The organism is Marinobacter sp. 2_MG-2023, assembly GCF_030546935.1.
Taxonomy (GTDB): Bacteria; Pseudomonadota; Gammaproteobacteria; order Pseudomonadales; family Oleiphilaceae; genus Marinobacter.
In genome coordinates, this window is record NZ_JAUOPH010000001.1 from 540,384 (window position 1) to 566,100 (window position 25,717).

The following is a 25,717-nucleotide window of genomic DNA, read 5'->3' on the forward strand; positions in this document are numbered from 1 at the left end:
CGTGATTCCTTAAATTTAAGATGAGTAATAATCCGGAGAACGGATAATCTATTTGCCCAGCATAGAGCGGGCGATGACTTCTTTCATGATTTCAGATGTCCCGGCATAGATCGTCTGTACTCGGGCATCCACAAAAAATCGCGACACGGGATACTCAAGGGTATAACCGTAACCGCCGAACAACTGCAGACACTCATTCGCAATGTCGCATTGCATTTCGGTGAGCATCAATTTCAGAATGGCCGCCTCTGTTGGCCCCATTTCGCCTTTAAGATAATTGGCGATACATTGATTCAGATAAGCTTTTGCCATTTCAAGGCGCGCCCGGGCCTCTGCAAGCTTAAACCGGGTGTTCTGGAAATCCGCAACTCTCTGCCCGAAGGCCTGACGTTGCTGCACATAATCCAGCGTGATTGCCAACACACCCTCGGTCGCGCCCACAGCCTGCGCACCAACGCCCAGCCGCTCTCGTGGCAACTCCTGCATCAGGTAGGCGAATCCACGACCTTCCTCCCCCAGCAGCGCATCGTGCGGGACCACCAGATCCGAGAAAAACAGTTCCGCAGTATCACTGGCGTGTTGTCCAATCTTGCGAATACCCTTGCCTCGCGAGAATCCAGGGAGGCTGGCATCTACAAGGAACAGGGATACACCCTTGGCACCGGCGGCGGGATCTGTTTTGGCACACACAATTACCAGTTCGGCGTTCAGACCATTAGTGATAAAGACTTTGGCTCCATTGATCACATAGCCGTCCTCCGTGCGCTGGGCCGTGGTGCGCATGGCGGCAAGATCACTGCCGGCACCCGGCTCAGTCATGGCAATAGCACTAAGCACATCACCGCTGATCATGTCGGGCAGGTAACGCTTTTTCTGGGCTTCGGAGCCAAGATGCAGAATATAGGGCATCACAATGTTGGCGTGAATATTATAGCCGGAAGCCAGACCGCCAAAACCCTTGCGAGCCATCTCTTCAATAGCCAACTGGGAGATCTCGAAACTCGCCGCCGCACCTCCATATTCTTCCGGCATATCAATGCCGAGCATGCCAGCCTGCCCCAGCGTATTCCAGACGGGCCGCGGAAGAGCTGCATCCTCCTCCCACTTTTCATAGTGGGGCGCGATTTCCTTATCGAGCACCCGGTTGATCATGGCGTGAAACAGCTCAATATCTTCGTGTTGACCCGACATATATAACCCCCTGCATAACCCTTGGATAAACCCGTTTTTGATCTGATAAACCGGGCAGCCGACCATTTAAAGGGTTATGCTGTTCTCCGAGAATGGCCGTACAAGCCGAAAAAATTGACACTTTACGCACCTGAACCGCCGCAGACATGTCCAACTTGCCACCCAGACCTCATATAGCGAACCACTACCTTCGGGCATCCTTGTGTGGCGCCGAACGACTGGGCGCCCAGCGCGAAGCTCTACTGGCAGACGCTGGCGTACCAGCAGCCTGGCTGGACAAACCGGAGCAGCTGATTACCGAAGACCAGCTAACCCGGCTGATAAAAACCGTCTGGCGCGCGACGCGCGACGAGTTCATGGGACTGTCCACCAGTCGATGCAAAAACGGCACCTTTGCTCTGATGGCCGATTACTGCCTCGATTCCGCATCTCTGGGCGCGGTGTTGCGAAAAAGCGCACGGGTCTACAGCATCGCCTGTGACAACGTCGATACAGGCCTGAATGAAAGTGACGATAACAGATTGGTATTTTTCCGCCTGAGCCTCGAAGACAGCAGTCTGGATACCGACCACATGCTTCAGGAATTCCTGCTTCTCATGTGGCAACGATTCGCGTGCTGGCTGGTGGACCAGCAAATTCCATTCGCCACGACCCGGTTTAACTATCCGCCCCCACCTCACGTAAATGAATACCGCGCCATGTATCCGACCGAACTGCAGTTTAATGCAGAGGTCTGCGGCTTTGCTTTGCATGAAAAATATCTGCAACTCCCCGTAACGCGCAGCGAGGCTGAGCTGGCCGTGTTTTTGAAAGAGGCGCCCGCCTACATTCTGCACCGCCCGGACATCGATGATAGCCTGCGCAACAGGGTTCGAACCCTTTTGGCGAACCAAAGCCTGAAAGACATGCCGAGTCTGGATGAGCTTGCAAAGATGCTCCACATGACACCACGGAGTATCGGTCGAAAGCTTCAGGAAGAAGGGACTTCCCTGCGCATAATCAAGTCATCCCTGAGGCGGGAATACGCTGTAAAACTGATGAGCACGGAAAACCTCACCGTTGCCGACATCAGCGAGCGCGTCGGCTTTTCAGAAACAGCCTCGTTTTGCCGGGCCTTCAAGCGCTGGACCGGTAAACCTCCCTCCCAATGGACCGGGTAATTCAGCCGGCCGGAACTGCGAACTGGCCAATTAGGTCAATTTTTTCGACCTGATCGATCATTCCCGTAGCATCCGTTCCTCTGAGTTAATGCCGGCACGCACGAAATAACAACAGCACAAGGGGCACCTGCATGAACAACACCCGTACATCCGCTTCTACCTCCGTATCAGCGGGTATACAGCGGGCTCTGCGCAATACCATCGGTGACGCCATTGCCCGTTCGGCGAGCACTCACGGTAGCCGCACCGCTCTGGCTTTTGGCGATCGTACCTGGACCTTTTCGGAGATCCACACAGCCTCGAACCGGCTGGCGCACCGTCTGATAGGACTGGGGCTAGAGAAAGGCGATCGCGTCTGCGCTTATGGCAAAAACTCGGACGCTTACGTTCTGCTTTGGCTGGCTTGCACAAAGGCGGGGCTGATTCATGTGCCACTCAATTACGCCTTGATAGGGCATGAGCTCACTTACGCGCTCAATCAATCTGGCTGCAAGGCCCTATTTTCCGATCTGGAACTTCTACCCCAGGTTGACGAAGTGCAGGCTGAAACGGATGTGGCAATTCATGGCAGCATTCATGGCGGAGATGCCTCGGGCAACAACCCGGATGCACTGAAGTTCGCGCTGGCAGATGGCGAGGATACCGCACCGGAACTGGACCTCTCCGAAACCGACGTAGTACAGATTCTCTATACCTCAGGCACTACGTCCGACCCAAAAGGTGCCATGCATACGCATCGCTCACTGATGACGCACTACAGCGCCTGCCAATATCATTTGGGCATTCGTGCGGGCGATCGTTCACTGGCCGCTCTACCACTCTACCACTCGGCTCAGATGCATGTGTTCACCATGCCGATGTTGCTGAGCGGCGGCTACAGCCGGATGATCAACACGCCAACCCCCGAGGCGATTCTCGGCCTGCTTGCCGGCGAACAGCTCAACGCCTTCTTCGCACCACCTACCGTGTGGATTGCACTGCTGCAAAATCCGCAATTCAATCCGGACAAACTGCAGCACATGGACAAACTCTACTACGGCGCCTCCATCATGCCCGTCCAGGTTGTAAAAGAACTTGGCGAGAAATTGCCCGGCGCAGGCCTTTACAACTGTTATGGCCAAAGCGAAATCGCCCCGCTGGCAACCGTACTACTACCCGATGAACACGCTGATAGACCCTCTTCTGCCGGCCGCCCCCTGCAAACCGTTATGACCCGCATTGTGGACCCGGTTACCGGTCACGACTGCAAACCCGGCGAACAGGGTGAGCTGGTTCATCGTTCACCACAATTGATGGTGGGTTACTGGGCCAAACTGGAAGCGACGGAAGAAGCCTTTAAAGACGGCTGGTTCCATTCCGGCGACCTGGGCTACCGTGATGAGGAGGGCTACATCTACATTGTTGATCGCATAAAAGATGTCGTTAACACCGGCGGCGTTCTCGTTGCCAGCCGAGACGTGGAAGAAGCCCTTTACCAGCATGAATCTGTTGCAGAAGTTGCGGTTATCGGCGTACCGGATGAAAAGTGGATTGAGGCCATTTGCGCTGTTGTGGTTGTCAAAGAGGGCTACCCGGACGATCCAGAGGCGCTTATGCAACACGCCCGCTCCAAACTGGCCAGCTTCAAGGTACCCAAACACATTCACTTTGCAGAACAGCTACCCAAAAATACCGCAGGCAAGCTGTTAAAACGGAAACTCCGGGAAAACCTCTCCTGACATCTGTAACCGCCAGCCTCCGCCCCCGCACGCCCGTTGCGGGGGCTGAACAAACGTCTAAAACCTTTACCATACCTCCGCACCGCTTCACACAACCCCGTAACTGTCTCTGATACACTCCATCGCAACCTAACAGACGAACGGACTGATTTCATTTCCTGAATCAGAAGCCGGAAATTTTACCTCTGAAATTGCTTTACGTTTACGTAAGCTTCATCTAACCTTGGTTAAAAAAGGATATCGCCATGATCGTAAAGAAAACGTTCAGCATCAGTGAGCTCTCTACCGAGTTTGACGTGACGACCCGTAGCATCCGCTTCTACGAAGATCAGGGCTTGCTAAGGCCAACACGTCGAGGGCAAACGCGAATCTTCAGCACCAAAGATAAAGTGCGCCTGAAGCTCATACTTCGAGGCAAGCGCATGGGCTTCTCTCTCGCTGAAACAAAAGAACTTTTCGATTTGTGGGATGAAACACCGACCGGTAACGAAAAACAGCTGCTCAAGATGTTGACCATACTGGGCAAAAAGCGCGCTCACATGGAGCAGCAGAAAAGCGATATAGCGATGGCGGAAATGGAAATCGATACAGCGGAGTCGCGGTGTCGGGAAGCTCTATCTGAACTGCAGAAAAAGAAAAAACAACAGGCACCGGCCAACGACGAACCCGGAAGTGTTGCTAAAAAGAACTGACAGCAACTGGCGCCCGGCCCGGCAAGCCATTTTTAAACACATATCTGGCAGAACAAAAGGCAACCAAACATGAAATCACAATACTCAGAGCTCAACTTCGGCCTTGGCGAAACCCTCGACATGCTTCGTGAGCAAGTCAACAGCTTCGCCGCGACCGAAATCGCCCCACGCGCGGAAGAAATCGACCGCAGCAACGAATTCCCCATGGATCTTTGGAAAAAGTTCGGCGATATGGGTCTGCTGGGTATTACCGTTGATGAAGCCTATGGCGGTTCAGGCATGGGTTACCTCGCACACGTGATTGCGGTGGAAGAAATCAGCCGGGCCTCCGCCTCTGTCGGACTTTCCTATGGCGCTCATTCCAACCTCTGCGTAAACCAGATTCACCGGAACGGTACAGAAGAGCAAAAGCAGAAGTACCTGCCCAAACTCGTCAGCGGCGAACACATCGGCGCTCTCGCTATGTCTGAGCCCAACGCCGGCTCCGATGTTATTTCCATGAAACTGAGCGCAAAAGACGCCGGTGACCACTACGTGCTGAACGGCAACAAAATGTGGATCACCAACGGCCCCGACGCCAACGTCTACGTTATCTACGCTAAAACCGACGTAAAAGCTGGGTCAAAAGGCATCACCGCCTTCATCGTAGAACGCGATTACGAAGGCTTCAGCCGACACCAGAAACTCGACAAGCTCGGCATGCGCGGCTCCAACACCTGCGAACTCGTATTCCAGGACTGCAAAGTGCCCAAAGAGAACGTTCTGGGTGAGGTGGGCAAAGGCGCAAGAGTACTCATGAGCGGCCTCGACTACGAGCGCCTGGTTCTCTCTGGAGGCCCGCTGGGCATCATGCAGGCTGCCATGGACAATGTGGTTCCCTACATTCGCGAGCGCAAGCAATTCGAACAAGCTATCGGCGAGTTCCAACTGGTTCAGGGCAAAGTAGCCGATATGTACACCTGGATGAACACCGCCAAGTCCTATGTTTACATGGTGGCCATGTCCGCGGATCGCGGCGAAACCACCCGCAAAGACTCCGCCGGCGCCATCCTCTACTCCGCCGAAATGGCTACAAAGCTAGCACTGGACGCCATCCAGCTTCTCGGTGGCAACGGTTACATCAACGAGTATCCCACTGGCCGCTTGTTGCGCGATGCCAAGCTGTACGAAATCGGTGCAGGTACATCTGAAATTCGACGCATGCTGATCGGTCGGGAACTGTTCCTGAACAACTAAGCAGTCGCTTCAAGCCAGACACCCGCCAAAACGAATTAGTTTTGGACGGCCAGCACCCAAGCAAGACGAGGGACTGGCGGGGTGTCGCTCCGGGAATGTCGTAGGCCAAGGACGGCCGAAGACAAGCGCACATGGATGTGCTCGTAGCGGTTCCCGGAGCGACACCTCGTCAGGCCCGAAGCCCCGAACCTCGAGGCCCGGAAAACATGACGATACTCCAAAGCAAAATAAACCCCAGGTCTGAAGAGTTTCAGGCAAAACACACCGCCATGGCAGAAGCCGTCGCAGACCTGCGGGAAAAAGTCTCCACCATCCAGCAGGGTGGCGGCCCTTCATACCAGGAGCGTCACATCGCCCGTGGCAAACTCCTGCCCAGAGAGCGCATCAACCGCCTTCTGGATGACGGCTCACCGTTCCTCGAAACCGGCCAGTTTGCTGCCTACAACGTCTACGATGAAGCTGTACCTGCGGCTGGAGTTATCACCGGCGTAGGTCGCGTCAGCGGCACCGAATGCATGATCATCGCGAACGACGCCACCGTAAAAGGCGGCAGTTACTACCCGTTGACCGTCAAAAAACACCTGCGTGCCCAGGAAATAGCCCTGGAAAACCGCCTGCCCTGCATCTACCTCGTGGATTCAGGTGGCGCCAACCTGCCCCTGCAGGACGAAGTGTTCCCTGACCGAGACCACTTCGGCCGCATTTTCTACAACCAGGCCCGAATGTCAGCCGACGCCATCCCACAGATTGCCGTCGTAATGGGCCTGTGCACCGCCGGCGGTGCGTACGTACCTGCTATGGCCGATGAATCCATCATCGTACGCAACCAGGGCACCATCTTCCTGGCCGGCCCGCCACTGGTAAAAGCCGCCACCGGTGAAGTAGTTACCGCCGAAGACCTGGGCGGTGCCGACGTGCACTGCAAAGTCTCCGGTGTTGCCGATCATTACGCCGAAAATGATGCCCATGCCCTTGAAATTGCCCGGCGTTGCGTCTCCAACCTCAACCGCCGCAAACCGGTTGACGCAGAGATTCGCAAACCCAAACCACCACTGTACGATCCAAGCGAAGTCTATGGCATTGTCGGCACCGACCTGCGCAAACAGTTCGACGTGCGCGACGTCATCGCCCGCACAGTAGACGGCTCCGAGTTTGACGAGTTCAAACGTTACTATGGTCAAACCCTTGTTACCGGCTTTGCCCACATACACGGCTACCCCGTGGGCATCATCGCCAACAACGGCATCCTGTTCAGCGAATCCGCCCAGAAAGGCGCGCACTTCATTGAACTCTGCTGCCAGCGCAATATCCCGCTGCTATTCCTGCAGAACATCACCGGGTTTATGGTTGGCCAGAAGTACGAGGCTGAAGGCATTGCCAAGCACGGAGCCAAAATGGTGATGGCAGTGGCGTGCGCCAACGTACCCAAAATTACCGTCCTGATTGGTGGCAGCTACGGCGCCGGCAACTATGGCATGTGCGGCCGAGCCTACAGCCCCGACTTCCTGTGGATGTGGCCGAATGCCCGTATTTCCGTCATGGGCGGCGAACAGGCTGCCGGGGTATTGGCTCAGGTTCGTCGTGAAGGCCTGGAGCGCAAAGGTCAGGAATGGAGCGCAGAGGAAGAAGCTGCGTTCAAAAAGCCGATTACCGACACCTACGAACACCAGGGCCATCCTTACTACGCCAGCGCCCGCTTGTGGGATGACGGAGTAATCGACCCGGCACAGACCCGGGAAGTCGTTGCCCTCAGCCTCTCTGCCACTTTCAACCGGCCGGCGAAGCCCACGCGCTTCGGCGTGTTCCGGATGTAACCGGGGGAGAACAAACATGACAGACACCAATACCCAATCCTCTCAGGCGGAAAAGGAATCGGCCGTTCTACTGAAGCGCCGCGCTCAGGGCGTGACCGAAATCGTGTTGAACCGGCCCGACAAACGTAACGCCTTTGATGACGTGATCATCCAGCAACTGATCAGCGCAATCACCGAAGTAGATGCCGACAGTGAAACCAGAGTGGTTATCCTCCGCTCCGAAGGCAAACATTTCTCCGCCGGCGCGGATCTTGGCTGGATGCGCCGCATGGCGGACAACAGCCAACAGGAAAACCTGGAAGATTCCCGCCAACTGGCGCGTCTGATGGATTGTCTTAACCATCTCAGCAAGCCGGTTATCGGCCTTGTCCAGGGCGCGGCCTACGGCGGCGCGGTTGGCCTGGCAGCCTGCTGTGACATTGTGATTGCGACAGAAACATCCAGCTTCTGCCTGAGTGAGGTAAAGCTGGGGCTGATTCCTGCAGTGATAAGTCCTTACGTTGTGCGCGCCATTGGCGAGCGCCAGGCACGCCGCTTCTTTATATCAGCGGAAGTATTCAATGCCCGGGACGCCGAACACTTCGGCCTTGTGCATATCGTCTGCGACGATATCGACGCCATGAACTCTCGTTGCAACGAAATGCTGCAGCAGCTGGCCCAGAATGGCCCGGAAGCCATGAAAGCGGCCAAGAGCCTGGTGTTTGCCGTCAGCCACAAGCCCATCGACAGCCATGTGATTGACGATACCGCGCATCGCATCGCTGATATCCGCGTAGGCAAAGAAGGTCAGGAAGGACTCAACGCCTTCCTGAACAAACGTCGCGCCAACTGGATTCCGGAGAGCAACTAACATGTTCAGCAAAATACTCATTGCCAACCGGGGCGAAATCGCCTGCCGGATTATCCAGACAGCACACCGCATGGGTATCCGTTGTGTCGCCGTTTATTCCGATGCAGACGCCAACGCCCATCACGTCTCCATGGCAGACGAAGCCTTTCACATTGGTCCGGCTCCCAGCTCGGAAAGCTACCTGCGTGGCGAGAAGATCATTGAAATCGCCAAGCAGAGCGGTGCCCAGGCCATCCACCCCGGCTACGGTTTTCTATCTGAGAACACCGGGTTTGCAGAAGCCTGCGAAGCCAACAACCTGGTATTTATCGGGCCGCCCTCTTCTGCCATTGCAGCTATGGGATCCAAATCGGCCGCCAAAGCCATAATGGAGAAAGCGGGTGTGCCACTGGTGCCCGGTTACCATGGCGACGACCAAACCCCGGAAACCCTGCGCGCTGAAGCTGAAAAATGTGGCTTTCCACTGCTGCTAAAAGCGGTAGCCGGGGGCGGCGGGAAAGGTATGCGTGTGGTCGAGAACATTGGTGAATTCGATGATGCCCTCGCGGCTGCCAAGCGTGAAGCAAAGAACGCCTTCGGCAACCCCGACATGTTGATAGAACGTTACCTGACTCAGCCGCGTCACGTTGAAATCCAGGTCTTCTGTGATCAGAGCGGCAACGGTGTTTACTTGGCCGAACGTGATTGCTCGGTTCAGCGCCGCCATCAGAAAGTTCTGGAAGAAGCCCCGGCGCCAGGGCTGAGTGAGGAAACCCGCAAAGCCATGGGTGAAGCTGCGGTGAAAGCGGCCCAGGCGATCAACTATGTGGGCGCTGGCACCGTGGAGTTTCTCTACGATGTCGACGGCTCCTTCTTCTTCATGGAGATGAATACCCGATTGCAGGTAGAGCACCCGGTTACCGAGATGGTTACTGGCCAGGATTTGGTGGAGTGGCAGCTTAAAGTGGCCTGGGGTGAGCCCTTGCCCCTTGAGCAATCTCAGGTGAGGACACGCGGCCATGCTCTGGAAGCTCGTATCTACGCTGAGGATCCTGACCAGGATTTCTTGCCGGCCACCGGCAACCTGCGTTACCTGAGCACGCCCGATGAGAGCGCCCATGTACGTGTCGATACCGGCGTCATCGAAGGCGACGAAATCAGTATTCATTACGACCCGATGATTGCCAAACTGATCGTATGGGACGAAACCCGTGATCAGGCTATCAACCGTATGGTTCAGGCTCTTGAGCATTACCGGATTGCTGGTGTTAAAACCAACATTCGGTTCCTGCACGCACTGGCCGATTCGCAGCCATTCCGGGAAGCCGACCTTACCACCGGCTTTATCGACAGCCATCGTGAATTACTGTTTCCGAAATCGAAGCTGGACACCCACAAGGCGCTGGTACTGGCCGCTGGCTTCGTGCTGGAAGAGCGCAAATCTGCTGAGTCCGTAAGCACAGATCCCTGGTCGCCTTTCGGTCGCCGCAACAGCTGGCGCCTGAATTCGGAATACGCTCAGCCCCTGCAGTTGCAGGCGGGTGACGAGATTCACGAACTGAAAATTCTCGAGCGGGACGACAATTACCAGGTATTCGTAGACGGCAGTGTATACAGCCTCACGGCAAAACTTGATGACGACTACATGCAAGCCGTTATCAACGGCCACCGGATCAGCATCCATGGCAACCTGCACAATGACCAATTGGTGCTTTTCTACGAAGGCGACACTTTCCAGTGCACTGTGTACCGGGAAAATTACATTTCCGACGATCTGGCGCCTGAAGGCGGCCTGACAGCCCCCATGAACGGTGCAATTGTGGCCGTGCAGACTAATGTGGGCGATACGGTGACCGGTGGCCAAACACTGGTCATTATGGAAGCCATGAAGATGGAACACGCTATCAAGGCCCCGGCAGACGGCGTCGTCACCGAAATCTTCTTCACCGAAGGTGAACAGGTTTCGGAAGGTGCAGAACTGATTGCGATCGAAGTCGCGAAAGAAGGCACTGAGGAGGCAGTCTAATGGCCTTTCCCGAACAGGTTCGGCTGGTAGAAATGAGCCCGAGGGACGGCCTGCAAAATGAGGCCGGCCCGGTGATTGCCACAGGCGTTAAAACCGGGCTGATTGACCGGCTCGCCGATTGCGGCCTGACGCATATCGAGTCCGCCAGCTTTGTATCACCCAAATGGGTTCCGCAAATGGGCGATGCCGCTGACGTGATGGCCGGTATCCAGCGTAAAGCGGGCGTACGCTATTCTGTGCTGACTCCTAACCTCAGAGGCTTCGAGAACGCTCTGGCGGCGGGTGCGGATGAAGTGGCCGTATTTGGTGCAGCTTCAGAATCGTTCAGCCAGAAAAACATCAACTGTTCCATCGCAGAAAGCCTGGAGCGTTTCCTGCCCGTGATGGAGGCAGCGAACAAGCACAAGATTCCAGTGCGAGGCTATGTTTCCACCGTACTGGGGTGCCCCTATGAAGGCGATATCGCACCGGAACAGGTGGCAAAAGTTGCCAAAGCGCTGGCTGACATGGGCTGCTATGAAATCTCACTGGGCGACACGATTGGCGTAGGTACACCACTGAAAGCCAAACGTATGCTGGAAGCCGTAGCTAAACACGTGCCCGTTGAGCGCCTGGCTGCTCACTTCCACGATACCTATGGCCAGGCCCTGGCCAATCTATACGCGGTACTGGAAGAGGGCGTATCCGTTATCGATGCCTCGGTCGCAGGCCTGGGTGGCTGCCCGTATGCCAAAGGCGCTTCCGGTAACGTCGCCACCGAAGATGTGCTTTATCTGCTCAACGGCCTGGGCATCAGAACCGGCGTGGATCTGGACAAACTGGTGTCGACCGGCGAGTGGATCAGCAGCCAGCTCAACCGACACAACGGCTCGAAAGTGGGCCAGGCGCTCAAATCGTAAGGATCTGACATGACTAAAAACAAGAATGTTGTCGCTCTGGATCTTCCCATTCCCGACATGAATGACCTTCCGGACGATGTCCGGAAGTATTTTGAAATTTGTCTGGAAAAGTTGGGAATGGTTCCCAACGTGCTAACCGCGTTCAGCCAGAATCTCAAGCAGCTGGACGGCTTCACCCGCTTCTACAACGAACTGATGATGGGCGAAAGCGAGCTTAGCAAGCTGGAAAGGGAAATGATTGCTGTGGTGGTCTCCTCAGAAAACAAATGTTTCTATTGCCTGGTGGCCCATGGCGCAGCGGTCCGTGTCTTGAGTGGCGACCCGGCGCTGGGCGAGCACCTGGTGATGAATTATCGGTCAGCCAAACTGGATAAGCGCCACCGCGCCATGCTGGATTTCGCATCCCACCTCACCCGCTCGCCGGCAACGGTAGCGGAAGACGAGGTGCAGGCGCTGCGTGATGCAGGATTCAGCGACAGTGCGATCTGGGACCTGAGCAACATCGTCGGCTTTTACAACATGTCGAACCGCGTGGCGATTGCCAGCGACATGCGCCCGAATACTGAATATCACAGTCAGAGCCGCTAACAGGCTCACTAAAATTTTGACCTCGAAGACAAAAACAACCGGAGGCAGACAATGAACCAGACTCTTCCAAGCTACACCAGCGGCACCTCCAAAACACCGCTGCTGGGCATGACCATTGGTGAGATGCTTGACCGCACCGCCAACAAGTATCCCGACACCGAAGCTCTGGTGTGCCTGCACCAGGACATCCGATGGACCTATAAAAAGTTCCTGGCCAAGGTCAATGAGGCGGCAAGAGCCTTTTTGGCAATTGGTGTGAAGCGCGGCGATCGCGTGGGCATCTGGGCGCCAAACCGGTATGAGTGGACGGTCACCCAATTTGCTACCGCCAAAGTGGGCGCTATTCTGGTCAACATCAACCCGGCCTACGGCATGCACGAACTGGAATATGCCATGAACCTGGCGGGCATCAGCGTGCTGGTTACCGCTGACAGTTTCAAGGCCTCTGACTACCGCAAAACACTCTACGAGTTGGCGCCAGAACTGAAGGCGGGCACACCCGGAAAAATCAAGGCCCAGCGGCTTTCAGATCTGCACGCAGTGATCAACCTGGATACGGAAAAGCACGCAGGCATGTGGAGCTGGGACGAGTTCACGGGGTTTGGGGGCAATGTCAGCCAGGACGAAGTGGACAAGGCCCAGAGTCAGCTGCAGTTTGACGACCCTATCAACATTCAATTTACCTCTGGCACTACCGGTAACCCGAAGGGAGCTACCCTCACCCACCACAATATTCTGAACAACGGCTTCTTTGTGGGTGAAAGTCAGATTCTTACCGAAAAAGACCGCCTGGTTATTCCGGTACCTCTTTACCATTGCTTCGGCATGGTAATGGGCAACCTGGGCTGCATCACCCACGGTTCTACCATGATCTACCCGGGTGAAGGCTTTGAGCCCAAAGCAGTGCTGCAGGCAGTTCATCAGGAAAAAGCCACGGCGCTCTACGGCGTGCCCACCATGTTTATCGCAGAACTGGCCGATCCGGAGTTTGAATCCTACGACCTCTCAACCCTGCGCACGGGCATCATGGCAGGCTCAATATGCCCCGCGGAGGTGATGAAAAAGGTCAACGGCAAGATGAACATGAAGGAAGTTCAGATTGCCTACGGTATGACCGAAACCAGCCCGGTTTCCACCCAGACCAGCTCCCTTGACCCGTTCGAGAAGCAGGTCACTACTGTAGGCCGCACCCAACCGCACCTGGAAACGAAAATCGTCGACCCGGCAACAGGTAACGTGCTGCCCCGCGGCGAGATCGGTGAGTTGTGTACTCGCGGTTACAGCGTAATGCTGAAGTACTGGAACAACGAAGAAAAAACCCGCGAAGCCATCGACGCTGCTGGCTGGATGCACACCGAAGATCTGGCGACGATGGACGAAGAAGGCTATGTGCAGATTGTCGGACGCATCAAGGATATGGTGATTCGTGGTGGTGAAAACATCTACCCGAAAGAGGTTGAGGAATTTCTCTACACCCACCCATCCATTGAGGAAGTTCAGGTTACCGGCGTTCCCGACGACAAGTATGGCGAAGAACTGGTTGCCTGGGTCAAACTGCGGCCCGACGCAGACCCGGTGGATGCCGATGGCCTGATGGCCTTCTGCAAAGGCAAAATCGCCCACTTCAAGATCCCCCGTAACTACAAGTTCGTGGATGAATTCCCGATGACGGTTACCGGCAAGATCCAGAAGTTCAAGATGCGAGAAATTTCTATCGAGGAAATGGGGCTGAAAACAAGATAGGCACCAGGTAACAGAAAAATGTAGCTCAGCCCGAAACCTTATGTGTCGGGCTGAGCCAGGCCGCCCCCCCCATCAGCGAGACTGTTTGACTGCGATTAGCCGAAACTGTACCTGTTTTTCAGGGTCGGCGTTGACTAGGCTTTGGAGGATTCCAAAAACTATCAACAAAAACAAGAGGTAGTTGTCATGCACTATCAACGCAGTTTTCTAGCGCTCGCCTGCAGCGTCTTTATTTTGCAGGGTTGCCTGAACTCAGACTCCGATTCTGATTCCAGCAACCAGAGCCAGCAAGACCCAGCCCCGGATTTAAGCAGCTTTGATTTAGTCACCGCCAGTTATTGTGACCATACTGTGCAAGGCCACTGCATGTACCCCTTTCCCAACAACTTCTTCACGGAAAATGACAACTTGACGCCGACCGGGTTGAGAGTCAATTTCATGGAGGCAGGGATGCCCGTTGCTGCGCCAATAGACCTCCCCGCAGCGCCAGCGGATAATCGCTACGTTCCGGTAAAAACCACAGAATCTGCACCGATCAACCCTGAACAATGGAATCGCAATGATGGATTTTCACCCGGTTCCATGTTGCTCGCGCACTTGCCCGGTATTGATCTGACGACGACCGGAGCGGCTCCGCTGACTGATATTGAACAATCCTTGGAAGCGGATGCCCCCATACTGGTGTTCAATGCGCAGACCCTCGAACGTCATTTATTATGGGCAGAACTGGACGCGAACAATACGGACCCGGCACAACAAGCCCTGATTATCCGGCCCGCGAAGAATTTTATCGAAGGTGAGCGCTATATTGCAGTCATTCGCAACGCCAGGAACGCCGATGGCGAATTGCTGAAACCTAACGAACTGTTCCGAGCCTATCGCGATGGCATTGCTACTGGTGAGGAAGCGTTTGAGGCTCGTCGTGATGCCATGGACGACCTATTCGAGACCATTGAGGATGCCGGAATCTCCCGTGAGGAGGTGACTCTGGCCTGGGACTTCACCATAGCCAGCCAACGGTCGCTTACCGAGCGGTTGTTGAGCATTCGTGATGATGCATTCAGTCGGTTGGGTGGTCAAGCTCCAGTGTTCACCGTTACCGAGGTGCTGGAAGATCCTGCCAATGGTCTGAGCCGGAACATTGTCGGCACCTTCGAAGTGCCCAATTACCTTAACCAGCCAGATGGCGGGGTGGGTGCGACCTTCAATTATTCCAACGATGGCCCCGACGCCTTACCCGAAGTACTCAATGGCAACGACGTAATGCAGGCCAGGTTCCGTTGCCAAATACCTTCTATGGCGGTGGCTGACTTTTCAGATCCGAACAGCGCGGTTGAGCCAGCGCGGGCGGCACTCTATGGGCATGGACTGTTCGGGCAAAGTGCCTATGAGCCCAAAGGTGGCGAATTTGGCAGCGGGCACGTTCGTGCCCTTCAAAGCGAGCACAATATTGCCTTCTGTGCCACAGACTGGATCGGCATGGCTCAGGAGGACATAGTCGCCGGGAACATTCATCGTATTTTGGCCGACCTGAGTGACCTGCCCAAACAACTCGATCGCAGTCAGCAAGGTTTATTGAACTTCATGTACCTGGCCGAACTGATGCGCCACCCTGACGGCTTCGCCAGCAATCCGAACTTCCGCCATGGGCCAGGCGATACTCTGGTCTATGATCCGACAGAGGTATTCTATGACGGAAACAGCCAAGGCGGGATTCTTGGTGGCGCGCTGATTGCTACTGCACCGAATATCCACCGCGGAGTGCTTGGTGTGCCGGGGAGTAACTACAGCCTGTTGCTGAGGCGTTATGGCCCATTTAACCAGCGTTTTGGCTCGGTGCTTTATGAAGCCTACCAGGACGGCCTGGACCAATCCCTGAACTTCGCGCTCATGCAAATGCTATGGGACAGAGCCGAAAATAACGGTTACCTCAGCCATCTGGCGGGAAATCACCTACCCAACACCCCTACTGACAAACAGGTGTTGCTGCACGTAGCACTGGGCGACTATCAGGTAACTCAGTGGAGTGCCGAAATCATGGCGCGCACCATTGGCGCGGCGGTACACGAACCAACCGCCCGCCTGGGAGAGAGTCCGGACAGCAATCCACTCTTCGGTATCCAGCGGATCGAGCAATATCCACACGAGGACCATGCACTGATGATATGGGATTCGGGTGACGTGGTGGAAACCAGCCCGGGAACTTTCAAGGGCAACCCGTTGCCGCCGACTAACAACACCGGCCCGGACGGCGACTACGGCAACGACCCGCACGAGTCACCACGCAACACTCTGGCAGCCAGGGAACAAAAATCTGACTTCATGCGAAGCGACGGTGCAGTCACTGATGTGTGCGGGCTTGCGCCGTGCTACAGCGATGACTATACCAATCTATCCCGCCTGCCATAAATAAAGGCGATCCTACCTGCGGCGGCAAAACAATCCTTCGGATTGCCGTCGCAGGCCCGGTTGTCACGTCCCTTTAGATCAGATTGCCCGTGCCGGCGGCACCGCGATTGCCCAGCAACCCCACCAAGATCCCCTCTCGAGAGCGATACTGAATCGATGCTGTTTGTGTTGGTTTGGAGCCAGCCTATCTAATCCATTTGACAAGCTGCTCTGTGTCGTGATTCTATGATGAATAACAATGTTATCGATGTTAACTTATGCCGAACAATACCCCCTCGTTAAAATTCGCGTACCACCACGGTGACCTGCCAAAACAAACCCTTGATCTGGCTCTGAAAACGTTGCGTGAACTCGGGGATGCTGCCATTAGCCTGCGCGCCCTTGCAAAACAGCTTGGCGTCAGTGCTCCAGCTTTGTACCGGCATTTTTCAGACCGCGACACTTTGCTGGCTGAGCTGGCCATCGGTGGGTTTGAGGCTTTGACTGACCGGCTGGGCGCCGTAGACCAAACGACGCCGCGCACAGCGCTGATCGAGATCGGCCTGGTGTACGTAAAATTTGCACAGGAAGAACCCAATCTTTACCGCCTGATGTTCGGAGGCCGCGTTCTGCCCTTGGGAGCTCATCCGCGACTGGATGCAGCCGGCAAGCGTGCGTTCACGGTACTGGAAAACACCGTGTCCAATGCCCGCCAGCTTGGTTATCTGAAACCCTCACCTGTTTCGATGACAACCGCTGCAGCCTGGTCCCTGGTGCACGGACTGTCTCAACTCACAATCGATGGACATTTGCCGAGCGCAAAGGCTGAACCCACGTTGACCGAAGGCGTACTCAGCTTGCTGCTGGACGGCGCCCGGAGCGACACCCGACAACAATCACAACAGGACTCAAACCTATGAGCAGCCCCAAACCCAGCACCCTCCGCGTTGGCCGCCGCTACCGTGCCAACCGCCTAGACGGCCCCTACGATGCCATTATCATCGGTTCCGGCATTGGCGGCCTGACTGCTGCTGCCTGCATGAGCAAAATGGGTAAAAAGGTTCTGGTGCTTGAGCAGCACTATACCGCCGGCGGCTTCACTCATAGTTACGACCGTAACGGCTATGAATGGGATGTAGGTGTGCACTATATCGGCGACATGGGTGCAGACCACACCATGGGAAAGCGCTTGTTCGACCACATTACAAACGGACAACTGAAGTGGGCACCAATGGACGCCCATTACGACCGCATTTTTTTAGGCGAGAAGCATGTGGACCTGGTTGCCGGCCCTCACGCCTTCCGTGCTGAACTGGTCAAAACCTTCCCGGAAGAAGAAAAAGCCATCGACACCTACCTTGATTACCTACGCAAGGTATCCAAGGCCATGCCCGGCGTCGTTCTGGGCAAAGTTTTGCCAGACCTGGCCGCAGGCCCACTGAGCATGCTTACCAAACGCCGCGCCCCGGATTTCCTGAACAAGCCGACCCGTGAAGTGCTGGAGCGCATTACCAGTAATCAGGAGCTGATTGCTGTACTGACCGGCCAATGGGGCGACAACGGCCTGCCACCGGCGGAATCCAGCTTCATCATCCACTCGCTGATTGCACGCCATTATCTGCACGGTGGGTACTACCCTGTCGGCGGTGCCTCTGAAATGGCGAAAACCATCATCCCGGTGGTTCAGCAAAGCGGTGGCGAAGTCTTCACCTACGCCGATGTAACCGGCATTTTGGTCGAAAAAGGCAAAGCCATTGGTGTTCGCATGGCAGATGGCGAAGAAATACGCTCACCGCTGGTTATCAGCAATGCCGGCGTGTTCAACACATTCAACAAGCTACTGCCCGAAGACGCGCCTGAATGGGGCTACTATCAAGACAAGCTGAAAACCGTTAAGCGCTCCATGGCCAGCAACTGCCTGTATATCGGTCTGCAGGATACGGCCGAAAACCTGGGTTTGCCGAAAACCAATTACTGGATCTACCCTGGCCCGAATTACGAAAAACAGATACAGAATTTCATGGACGACCCGGAGAACAACGACATACCGCTGACCTATATTTCCTTCCCCTCGGCTAAAGACCCCAGCTTTGCAGAGCGCTACCCTGGCCGTGCCACCATTGAGATCGTAGCGCCTGGCCCGTTTGAATGGTACGAAGAATGGTCCGACAAAACCTGGGGCAAACGCGGCGAAGATTACGAAGCCAAAAAAGAAGAATACGCCCAGCGACTGCTGGCAAAACTGTACGAGAAGTTCCCTCACCTGGAAGGTAAAGTGGATTACTACGAGCTGTCCACTCCCCTGTCCACCGACTATTTCTGCCGGTACAGCAAAGGTGAAATCTACGGCCTGGACCACACCCCTGACCGCTTCGAGTTGGACTGGCTGAAACCCAAAACCCGCATTCCCGGCCTGTACCTCACAGGTCAGGACATCATGACCTGTGGTGTCGTCGGCGCAATGCTTGGTGGCTTGCTGACAACGATTGCCGTCAGCGGTTTCAAAGGGCTTCCGCTTGCGAAGAAGATGTTTGTGGGTTAATAAAGTTCAGTAATCCCGTCGTCACCAAACCAGTGGTGACGACGAAAACTAAAGCGCCTTTCAAGCATTTGAGGCTGTATGAAAACCATCGGATTAATAGGCGGCATGAGCTGGGAATCTACCCAGACTTACTACCGCATCATCAACCAGAAAGTTCGGGACCAGCTCGGCGGGCTCCACTCTGCAAAGATTATTCTCTACAGCGTGGATTTTGCAGAAATCGAGAGTCTTCAGCATAGGGGAGACTGGGACGGCACTGCGAAGATACTGATATCCGCAGCGCAATCCGTTGAAGCCGGTGGCGCCGACCTTCTCCTGATTTGCACAAACACCATGCATAAGGTTGCCCTGGAAATTGAGCAAGCTTGCGCGGTACCGCTACTTCACATTGCAGATGCCACAGCCAATGCGCTGTTAAAAGACGGTATAACATCGGTAGGGTTGCTTGGCACACGATTTACCATGGAACAAACCTTCTACCGTGAGCGGCTCGAGCGACAGGGCATCAGCGTCATCATTCCGGATGACAGCGAACGAAATGCTGTACACCGGATCATCTACGAAGAGCTGTGCCAGGGCGTCATCAACCCTGACTCTAAAGCTATCTACCTTGATGTTGTAGATTCACTGGCCACGCGAGGCGCTCAAGCCGTGATTCTGGGATGCACTGAGATCGGCTTGCTGATCCAGGCTTCCGATACGCGGGTGGCGCTGTATGACACAACCGAGATCCACGCGGTTCAAGCCGCCTTGCGGTCCCTCAGTGACTGAATCCACGTATAAAAACAGGAACCAGAAGCGTTCCCATAACTGTTGCTGCAACCATCCCGCTCAACACGGTTGAGCCCAGGCTGACACGGCTGTCTGCACTTAGGTTAGACAATACCAAGGTTAATGCCCATTAATTCAGAAACATCATTCTATTGAATGATTTATCATGCTCCCCTGTTCGGGACAGCCAGTACCGCCAAAACTTTGCTATATTTTATCGCAAGACAATAACGCGTCCTCTTTTAAAGTTGTGCGCGAACTCGGTGAACCTTTTAAAGAGTGAGCGTGAAAACGATGAGTTATAAAATGCTGAAGTGTACCCCCCTGCTGATAGGCCTTTCCCTTTCAGCTTGCGCAGTTCAGGAAAAACTTACACTTGGGGTGGAGGACCCTTGTACCTCACTGCAAAACATCGTCGCGGACTACAACTCGGGATTTTCCAGCTATCGAGGCAAAGCGAGCACTTTCCAATCGATAACGGTTTTCCGGGCCAAAGAGCAGATAATCAGTGGTCATTGCGAGATCTGGGAATGGGCCAATGAGGACAGTGCCTACATGTGCTCAAGCACAGCGCCAAATGAAGATGTAGCCAAAGCGATGTATGACAAGTCCATCGACTCTGTTGCCCGTTGCATTGGCAACACCTGGACACAAGAGGCTGAGGCCGAGCGCATTCGTGATGGCGAAGCCGCAGGCGTAGCAACGCGCTTCTCAGCGCAGGAAGCGGGTAAACCAGGCATTGCTGTCCATCGAGTGGATTACCGAAGAGATAACTCGGTCTATATCTATATCGGACCAACCAGCCGGCGGGATCACTTCTGAGCTGCGTGAATCATTTCCCAACTCCAACCATTTTCTTCAACCAGAGCTTTGAGGAGCTTGCGCCGCTCACTCACGGCAATCGTGCTGTGCTCTCGAGTAAGGCGCCGCGCAATACTCGTCGAGTTTCCTCCCTCACCGCCAGGAGGCTCCTCCCTGGCGGGCTTGATAAAAACACGGGAGAGCGTGGTGAGAAACTCAGTGATTGCTCTGGTGCAATTAGGCACAAGAACATACAACTCCGGCTGACGCTCAAATGCTTCATCAGGTAAATCACGCAGAACTTCATCCAACACAGCTATTTGCAAGGCCAATGATGATGCAGAAGCGGGGCTGTGGAAATAGTGGAGGACTGGATACGCCAGGTGGTTTTGGGCAACGAGTAAAATTTGCGCGGGTACGGATTCAAGGTAACTTGTGAGAGATGAGTAGCTTCGATCGCTTTCTATATGCCTGCGCACCGATTCCACACTGTCACCCCAGATTGCAAACTGCAGCGAAAGTGCTCGCTTGGCCGCAGTCGCCTGGATCACCGGGATTGCATAGGTGATAGATGATGTGACCAGGACAAGACCATTAAATGCGGTCGCAACTGATACCAAGCGCCACAGAGTGCTACTTGGAATGAAGTCCCCGGTGCCCAGAGTAGTCAGCGCAAAACCAACATAGTATACCGTCTCATAACTCTGCGCAGGCAGTCGCGTTGTGGAGCTAACGATTGCCCCCTCGCTACCCAAATACACCAACGACCAACCTAACCAGCTGAGACCAAACCAGAGTAAAATCAGAGAGAGGGTAATACAGGGGCCTGCAGCTACACTCCAGCCTGACGACCGAAAAAGCTGACTTCCCGCTTTGAAAAACCGGTGAACTCCGTGAGAAAAAAATCTCGACAGAGTACCCGTTGAGGAAGCTGTCATTGCGGTAGCAATGAAATCCAGCCACACGCCGGCAACAATTAAAATACCTGCCACTGTAAAAGCGACTGTCTCAAAACCAGTCGCCATCGCCTACCTCCCTGCCCGGCTCGCCTGTTCGGCGGCAGATCGATTATCAACACCTTGCTCCCGGTCAGCGCGCTGAAACGAGGAAGAGGACGAAAAATCTGTCGCGTTCAGCGTTTCAACGGATTTACGCAGCTGTCGGCGTTGCCACATAGATGCCAACTGCTTTGTATCCCAGGACGTTGGTATAAGGCCAAAATGACTTTCGCTCGCCTTGAAATCAAAACTGCGCTCTGCCCCAATCGGCATATTTTCGGGTCCATAAATTCCTATCAGTCGCAGTGTAAGACGGTGAAACTCAAGATTGCCTTCGGGCGCGTCAGTCTCCATCTGAATACCCTCACTTCGGGCCAGGCGCTGGATCAATTCACAAAAAGTACCGATATGTATAAAGCCGCCGGGCTCAATCGGCCCTTGCCTGGTATTTTCCTTTACGCTCATTGATAAAGGCTTGTCTGACGACCCGGTACGCTTCTGATCATCTTCGTCGCCTTCGTTGTAATCCTGCTCGAAATCGGTCACATCCATGGTGATAACGCCTTCCGAAGTTTCGAGTTTCGCAATTATGTATTCGATAAACACGGACTCTGCGCTCATATTACTGATAAGGCAGAGTGCATTGATGTCTTTATTACGACCTCTATTTATAATCAGGCGAGGGCTACGCTGTCTCCGAAAGCCCAGGTACAGAAGTTGGGCATAAACTACCCATATAATTACCGATCCCAGGCTCGCGCACACAGAAAGTACCTGATGGTGCTTTGCTATCCACTCATACACGCATACGTCCCCTTCGCATAATCTTGTTAGCAGACCTTATTTCTTGAGCAGTGGCACGCCCTGGTGAGAAAGTTCGGGGAAATCATCATGCATCGACAAAGGCGCGCAATTTTTCCGAACCCCCAGATGTTCAGGACGTTCACGCTTCGCCGCGTACGGCTCACCTAACTTATTATCAACACTGTTATAAACGAAGAACAGATTTGAACGAGGCCAGGGTGACATATTCTTGTTAGACGCATGCAAGGTATTACACTCAAACAACAGCAAGGATCCAGCCGGACCTTTAGGTGCCTCAATACCACCACGCTCCGCCAGTCTCGCTAAACTATCACGGTCAGGAACGCCCACTTGCTGGGCTTTGAGGGAGTCTCGCCAGTTAAGGTCGGGGGTTTCACCCACGCAAGGTACAAAATAATGGTGCGAGCCAGGGATCAACATCAATGGTCCGTTAAACTCGTTGTTGTCGGTGAGCATCAAGGAGGCACTCACTGCCCTCATGCGCGGCATTCCATCTTCCGCATGCCAGGTTTCGAAATCCGAGTGCCAATCGAAACCACTACCCTCAAAGCCGAACTTGTCGTTAATGCGAGACTGATGGATATAAACCTCGCTACCCAGGAGTTGGCGCACCATTCCCAGTATCCGGGGGTCTCGGGTTAAACGACTGAAGTTATCGGATAGTTCGTGCATACCAAAAACGGATCGTAGCTCTCCGCTCTTCGGATCGCTAATGACCTTATCCGACTCCTTAAGTTTTTCGTCTTTTGCCATTTCCACAAGCTCATCAAAAAACGGCATCATCCGTTCTTGACTGAAAAAGCCTTTAAACCACAAAAACCCGTCTCTCTCGTAACGCGAAAGAGACACTTCATCAAGAGGGCCTTCCCAGCGATGCTGATTTCGCGAGTGGACAACGGGATCCGATCGCAGGAACGGATCTTTCTGGTGTTTTAAACGGGAAGGGAATGGATCATTTTTTTTAACCATATCGACACCTCACTCAAATTCTGACAGAACCAACTTCCACTTTAATGGGCCCTACAGGGTTTGTACGCTATTACCCATCGCTGTCTTCGCCAGCTTCTGCTGTTCAATGCTGTCGCAGTGGGCCACTACCGTCCAGCGACCGTCATCTTTGGCCATACGCACCTTTTCGATCACAATGTCATGATCAGGTCGCAGAGATACCGCGCCTGCGATGAGAAGAGCCAGCACCGGGAACAAAAACCCCAGAGCGACAAATGTCAGCACAGGGCTGGAACGGGTCAGTTCCGGGCCAAGGGTTACCATCAGGGCGGCAACAGTCAGACCAATCACCAGGCCAACCAGCCCGAATCGCACATGCGCTTGAACCAGAGAACGGGCTATACCCTGTGTCTCAGGTTCCACTTTGCGCTCCATGCCAGGATCATTTGGCCGGATGACCTCGACCTGCTCACGGGAAACGCCCAGACTTTCAAGCGACTCAACACAGCGCTCCGCTGCATCCAGGCTGTCAAATTCCTCGCTGATTTTATGGGAATACTCTTCTCCCAGAACCGATCTATCGTGTTCAGACATCTTGTCATCCCCCGTGAGATTAGGACGCTGAGCAAACCTTCGATGGCCCCTGTTACCGATTGCGCATGACGCCTAATCGGTAACAGGGCATAGCGACGATAACTATTTAGTGAGCCTGTCCCACTCTTTCTCAGCTTCGTCCCTTTTCATGCCGTACTTTTCCTGAATTTTGCCAACAAAGTGCTCTCTCTTACCCGCGATCTCGTCGACATCGTCATCTGTCAACTTACCCCAGTTTTCGCGCACTTTTCCTTTAAGCTGTTTCCAGTTTCCTTCCATAATATCGTCATTCATGATTTTCTCCTCTTGGCTCAAAACAGCATAATGATGTCGCTGTAGTGATTTAAAGTTGGCATTACATTGGTATTACAATATACGCTGTTTAACCGACGCTTATGGCCCACGCCCTTTCATTGCATTCATAACGAGAGAAACAACAAGCAATACAACGAAAATGAAAAACAGAACTTTAGCGATGCCTGCTGCCGTACCTGCGATACCACCAAAGCCCAGTACGCCTGCAATGATAGCGACAACCAGACAAACCAATGCCCAATACAACATGATTTTTCCTCCCTTTTAAATGACTCCTAAACAATCCATTACTTCGCGTTTTGGAGCCAAAACATTTAACAGCTCGGATTTTATAAAATCACCATAAGGCTAATAAACACTCTTATGCTGTTCCGAAACGCTCACCTACAAACTGGCATATAACTTTATATAGCACAACAAATGAGCCACTCACCCAAGCTTAAAAAACCAACCAAAAATATATAAATTTCTGATTCGCCTGAATTTTACTTATTGATTATCATTTATTAAGACTCCGGTAATGCAGAAATACGCTAAAAGCAATTTGGGCACGGATGGCGGTTATCGTTCTACTTAGTAAAGCGGACAAATAAAAAGGGCCACTATTAAAGTGGCCCTTTTACGGTGTACGGAGCTATATTCACTACCCTAAATTTTTCCTCACGAACTTCTGAATTTCACCCACGATACCGCTGCGGAACGCCAGCACGGTGATGACAAAGACACCACCAAGAATCGGGTCGACCCAGTCTCTGAGTGGGCCTTGAGCAAGTTGATACTCAACGTTAACCACAAACATTGCACCTATAACAGGCCCCAACAAAGTGCCCATCCCGCCCACAAGCGTCATCAGAATAACTTCACCGGACATATGCCAATGCGCATCATTCAGAGAGGCCAACTGGAATACCACAGACTTCATGGAGCCCGCCAGGCCGGCCAGTGCTGCCGAGATCACAAATGCAAGTATCTTGTAACGATCCACTTTGTAGCCCAGAGATACGGCACGCGGCTCGTTCTGTTTAATGGCTTTGAGTACCTGGCCGTAGGGGCTGCCGACAATCCTTTGAACCAGCAAGTAGCATCCGAGGAAAACAGCCAGCACGAAGTAGTACATGTTCAGGTTGTCTTCAAGGTTGATAAATCCGAGCAACTCTCCTCTGGGTACGCCGTGCATACCATCCTCACCACCGGTAAACGGCGACTGTACAAAGAAGAAGAACACCAACTGGGCCAATGCCAGAGTTACCATGGCAAAGTATATGCCCTGGCGACGAATGGAGAGGAGAGCAAAAGCCAACCCGAGCACAGTTGCCACCAGCGTACCGGCAATAATCCCCATCTCTGTAGTGAGGCCACTATAGTTGCTGAGCAGATAGCCCGTTGTGTATCCGCCCGTCGCGAGAAACGCCGCATGGCCAAAAGACAGAAGCCCGGTGAACCCGAACAACAGGTTGAAGGCGACGGCAAACAGCGCGAAGCACAGGATTTTCATCAGGAACACAGGGTAAATCACAAACGGTGCAAGCAGCAGCAGCACCAACAGGAACCCGTTCAGCATCAGCTTTCTGCGGTCCTCAGCTTTTTGCTGCTTGAGGATAGATTTATGAATCTGGGAGCGGATATCGGTCTGGCTCAT

23 protein-coding genes are annotated in these 25,717 nt (G+C 53.9%); 15 read left to right on the forward strand and 8 right to left on the reverse strand.

Annotation, left to right across the window (positions count from 1 at the left end; translation table 11 throughout):
• Window positions 1-48: 48 nt before the first annotated feature.
• A complete protein-coding gene (locus tag Q4501_RS02340; RefSeq protein WP_303593830.1) occupies window positions 49-1,191 on the reverse strand; it encodes an acyl-CoA dehydrogenase family protein in 1,143 nt (380 codons plus the stop codon).
• 146 nt (window positions 1,192-1,337) lie between these two features.
• Here Q4501_RS02340 and Q4501_RS02345 point away from each other — a divergent pair, with 146 nt between their 5' ends.
• The 15 genes from Q4501_RS02345 to Q4501_RS02415 all read left to right on the forward strand — a co-directional run bounded on the left by Q4501_RS02345 (window position 1,338) and on the right by Q4501_RS02415 (window position 20,419).
• Window positions 1,338-2,351: an AraC family transcriptional regulator gene (locus tag Q4501_RS02345; RefSeq protein WP_303593832.1), complete on the forward strand. Its 1,014-nt coding sequence runs from the start codon at window positions 1,338-1,340 to the stop codon at window positions 2,349-2,351.
• Window positions 2,352-2,482: 131 nt separating this feature from the next.
• Window positions 2,483-4,069, forward strand: a complete 1,587-nt coding sequence (locus Q4501_RS02350; protein WP_303593834.1) for a fatty acyl-CoA synthetase — start codon at window positions 2,483-2,485, stop codon at window positions 4,067-4,069.
• 245 nt (window positions 4,070-4,314) lie between these two features.
• Complete coding sequence (locus Q4501_RS02355; protein WP_303593836.1) at window positions 4,315-4,761, forward strand: MerR family DNA-binding transcriptional regulator; 447 nt, start codon at window positions 4,315-4,317, stop codon at window positions 4,759-4,761.
• 69 nt (window positions 4,762-4,830) lie between these two features.
• Window positions 4,831-5,997: an isovaleryl-CoA dehydrogenase gene (locus Q4501_RS02360; RefSeq protein ID WP_303593838.1), complete on the forward strand. Its 1,167-nt coding sequence runs from the start codon at window positions 4,831-4,833 to the stop codon at window positions 5,995-5,997.
• 206 nt (window positions 5,998-6,203) lie between these two features.
• The gene (locus tag Q4501_RS02365) at window positions 6,204-7,811 is read left to right on the forward strand and encodes a carboxyl transferase domain-containing protein (protein WP_303594348.1); all 1,608 of its coding nucleotides are present in this window, start codon (window positions 6,204-6,206) and stop codon (window positions 7,809-7,811) included.
• A gap of 16 nt (window positions 7,812-7,827) precedes the next feature.
• Complete coding sequence (locus Q4501_RS02370; protein ID WP_303593839.1) at window positions 7,828-8,661, forward strand: enoyl-CoA hydratase-related protein; 834 nt, start codon at window positions 7,828-7,830, stop codon at window positions 8,659-8,661.
• A 1-nt stretch (window position 8,662) separates the two neighbouring features.
• On the forward strand, window positions 8,663-10,666 hold the full coding sequence (locus tag Q4501_RS02375; protein ID WP_303593840.1) for an acetyl/propionyl/methylcrotonyl-CoA carboxylase subunit alpha: 2,004 nt from the start codon (window positions 8,663-8,665) through the stop codon (window positions 10,664-10,666).
• Window positions 10,666-11,565 (forward strand): hydroxymethylglutaryl-CoA lyase, encoded by a 900-nt coding sequence (locus Q4501_RS02380; RefSeq protein WP_303593841.1) that lies wholly within the window; start codon window positions 10,666-10,668, stop codon window positions 11,563-11,565. Before Q4501_RS02375 ends, Q4501_RS02380 begins: the two co-directional genes overlap by 1 nt.
• A gap of 9 nt (window positions 11,566-11,574) precedes the next feature.
• Complete coding sequence (locus tag Q4501_RS02385; RefSeq protein ID WP_303593843.1) at window positions 11,575-12,153, forward strand: peroxidase-related enzyme; 579 nt, start codon at window positions 11,575-11,577, stop codon at window positions 12,151-12,153.
• A gap of 51 nt (window positions 12,154-12,204) precedes the next feature.
• Complete coding sequence (locus Q4501_RS02390) at window positions 12,205-13,896, forward strand: AMP-binding protein (protein WP_303593844.1); 1,692 nt, start codon at window positions 12,205-12,207, stop codon at window positions 13,894-13,896.
• A 450-nt stretch (window positions 13,897-14,346) separates the two neighbouring features.
• Window positions 14,347-16,305 (forward strand): hypothetical protein, encoded by a 1,959-nt coding sequence (locus tag Q4501_RS02395; RefSeq protein ID WP_303593846.1) that lies wholly within the window; start codon window positions 14,347-14,349, stop codon window positions 16,303-16,305.
• 257 nt (window positions 16,306-16,562) lie between these two features.
• Window positions 16,563-17,204, forward strand: a complete 642-nt coding sequence (locus Q4501_RS02400; protein WP_303593847.1) for a TetR/AcrR family transcriptional regulator — start codon at window positions 16,563-16,565, stop codon at window positions 17,202-17,204.
• The gene (locus Q4501_RS02405; RefSeq protein WP_303593848.1) at window positions 17,201-18,826 is read left to right on the forward strand and encodes an NAD(P)/FAD-dependent oxidoreductase; all 1,626 of its coding nucleotides are present in this window, start codon (window positions 17,201-17,203) and stop codon (window positions 18,824-18,826) included. The genes Q4501_RS02400 and Q4501_RS02405 overlap by 4 nt, the downstream gene beginning before the upstream one ends.
• Window positions 18,827-18,904: 78 nt before the next feature.
• A complete protein-coding gene (locus tag Q4501_RS02410) occupies window positions 18,905-19,597 on the forward strand; it encodes an aspartate/glutamate racemase family protein (RefSeq protein ID WP_303593850.1) in 693 nt (230 codons plus the stop codon).
• Between the two features lie 306 nt (window positions 19,598-19,903).
• Window positions 19,904-20,419 carry a hypothetical protein gene (locus Q4501_RS02415; RefSeq protein WP_303593852.1) on the forward strand — a complete coding sequence of 172 codons (516 nt, stop codon included), beginning with the start codon at window positions 19,904-19,906 and terminating at the stop codon, window positions 20,417-20,419.
• On the opposite strand, the gene Q4501_RS02420 is transcribed toward Q4501_RS02415, so the two are convergent.
• The 7 genes from Q4501_RS02420 to Q4501_RS02450 form a co-directional block, all read right to left on the reverse strand.
• Window positions 20,410-21,423, reverse strand: coding sequence for an ion channel (locus Q4501_RS02420; RefSeq protein ID WP_303593854.1), 1,014 nt, complete (start codon window positions 21,421-21,423; stop codon window positions 20,410-20,412). The genes Q4501_RS02415 and Q4501_RS02420 overlap by 10 nt on opposite strands.
• A 3-nt stretch (window positions 21,424-21,426) precedes the next feature.
• Complete coding sequence (locus tag Q4501_RS02425; protein WP_303593856.1) at window positions 21,427-22,200, reverse strand: hypothetical protein; 774 nt, start codon at window positions 22,198-22,200, stop codon at window positions 21,427-21,429.
• Window positions 22,201-22,236: 36 nt separating this feature from the next.
• A complete protein-coding gene (gene thpD / locus Q4501_RS02430) occupies window positions 22,237-23,190 on the reverse strand; it encodes an ectoine hydroxylase (protein ID WP_303593858.1) in 954 nt (317 codons plus the stop codon).
• A 51-nt stretch (window positions 23,191-23,241) separates the two neighbouring features.
• Window positions 23,242-23,763: a hypothetical protein gene (locus Q4501_RS02435; RefSeq protein WP_303593860.1), complete on the reverse strand. Its 522-nt coding sequence runs from the start codon at window positions 23,761-23,763 to the stop codon at window positions 23,242-23,244.
• A gap of 102 nt (window positions 23,764-23,865) precedes the next feature.
• On the reverse strand, window positions 23,866-24,057 hold the full coding sequence (locus tag Q4501_RS02440) for a CsbD family protein (protein WP_303593861.1): 192 nt from the start codon (window positions 24,055-24,057) through the stop codon (window positions 23,866-23,868).
• A 99-nt stretch (window positions 24,058-24,156) separates the two neighbouring features.
• On the reverse strand, window positions 24,157-24,327 hold the full coding sequence (locus tag Q4501_RS02445) for a DUF1328 domain-containing protein (protein WP_303593863.1): 171 nt from the start codon (window positions 24,325-24,327) through the stop codon (window positions 24,157-24,159).
• A 394-nt stretch (window positions 24,328-24,721) separates the two neighbouring features.
• Window positions 24,722-25,717, reverse strand: a complete 996-nt coding sequence (locus tag Q4501_RS02450; RefSeq protein WP_303593865.1) for a branched-chain amino acid ABC transporter permease — start codon at window positions 25,715-25,717, stop codon at window positions 24,722-24,724.

Coding starts and splice junctions, on each gene's coding strand:
- Q4501_RS02375 (WP_303593840.1), top strand. CDS start 8,663: ATGTTCAGCAAAATACTCATTGCCAACCGGGGCGAAATCGCCTGCCGG.
- Q4501_RS02395 (WP_303593846.1), top strand. CDS start 14,347: ATGCCCGTTGCTGCGCCAATAGACCTCCCCGCAGCGCCAGCGGATAAT.
- Q4501_RS02370 (WP_303593839.1), top strand. CDS start 7,828: ATGACAGACACCAATACCCAATCCTCTCAGGCGGAAAAGGAATCGGCC.
- Q4501_RS02365 (WP_303594348.1), top strand. CDS start 6,204: ATGACGATACTCCAAAGCAAAATAAACCCCAGGTCTGAAGAGTTTCAG.
- Q4501_RS02445 (WP_303593863.1), bottom strand. CDS start 24,327: ATGTTGTATTGGGCATTGGTTTGTCTGGTTGTCGCTATCATTGCAGGC.
- Q4501_RS02400 (WP_303593847.1), top strand. CDS start 16,563: ATGCCGAACAATACCCCCTCGTTAAAATTCGCGTACCACCACGGTGAC.
- Q4501_RS02355 (WP_303593836.1), top strand. CDS start 4,315: ATGATCGTAAAGAAAACGTTCAGCATCAGTGAGCTCTCTACCGAGTTT.
- Q4501_RS02350 (WP_303593834.1), top strand. CDS start 2,483: ATGAACAACACCCGTACATCCGCTTCTACCTCCGTATCAGCGGGTATA.
- Q4501_RS02385 (WP_303593843.1), top strand. CDS start 11,575: ATGACTAAAAACAAGAATGTTGTCGCTCTGGATCTTCCCATTCCCGAC.
- Q4501_RS02360 (WP_303593838.1), top strand. CDS start 4,831: ATGAAATCACAATACTCAGAGCTCAACTTCGGCCTTGGCGAAACCCTC.
- Q4501_RS02415 (WP_303593852.1), top strand. CDS start 19,904: ATGCTGAAGTGTACCCCCCTGCTGATAGGCCTTTCCCTTTCAGCTTGC.
- Q4501_RS02380 (WP_303593841.1), top strand. CDS start 10,666: ATGGCCTTTCCCGAACAGGTTCGGCTGGTAGAAATGAGCCCGAGGGAC.
- Q4501_RS02340 (WP_303593830.1), bottom strand. CDS start 1,191: ATGTCGGGTCAACACGAAGATATTGAGCTGTTTCACGCCATGATCAAC.
- Q4501_RS02450 (WP_303593865.1), bottom strand. CDS start 25,717: ATGAGCCAGACCGATATCCGCTCCCAGATTCATAAATCTATCCTCAAG.
- Q4501_RS02390 (WP_303593844.1), top strand. CDS start 12,205: ATGAACCAGACTCTTCCAAGCTACACCAGCGGCACCTCCAAAACACCG.
- Q4501_RS02405 (WP_303593848.1), top strand. CDS start 17,201: ATGAGCAGCCCCAAACCCAGCACCCTCCGCGTTGGCCGCCGCTACCGT.
- Q4501_RS02440 (WP_303593861.1), bottom strand. CDS start 24,057: ATGAATGACGATATTATGGAAGGAAACTGGAAACAGCTTAAAGGAAAA.
- Q4501_RS02420 (WP_303593854.1), bottom strand. CDS start 21,423: ATGGCGACTGGTTTTGAGACAGTCGCTTTTACAGTGGCAGGTATTTTA.
- thpD (WP_303593858.1), bottom strand. CDS start 23,190: ATGGTTAAAAAAAATGATCCATTCCCTTCCCGTTTAAAACACCAGAAA.
- Q4501_RS02410 (WP_303593850.1), top strand. CDS start 18,905: ATGAAAACCATCGGATTAATAGGCGGCATGAGCTGGGAATCTACCCAG.
- Q4501_RS02345 (WP_303593832.1), top strand. CDS start 1,338: ATGTCCAACTTGCCACCCAGACCTCATATAGCGAACCACTACCTTCGG.
- Q4501_RS02435 (WP_303593860.1), bottom strand. CDS start 23,763: ATGTCTGAACACGATAGATCGGTTCTGGGAGAAGAGTATTCCCATAAA.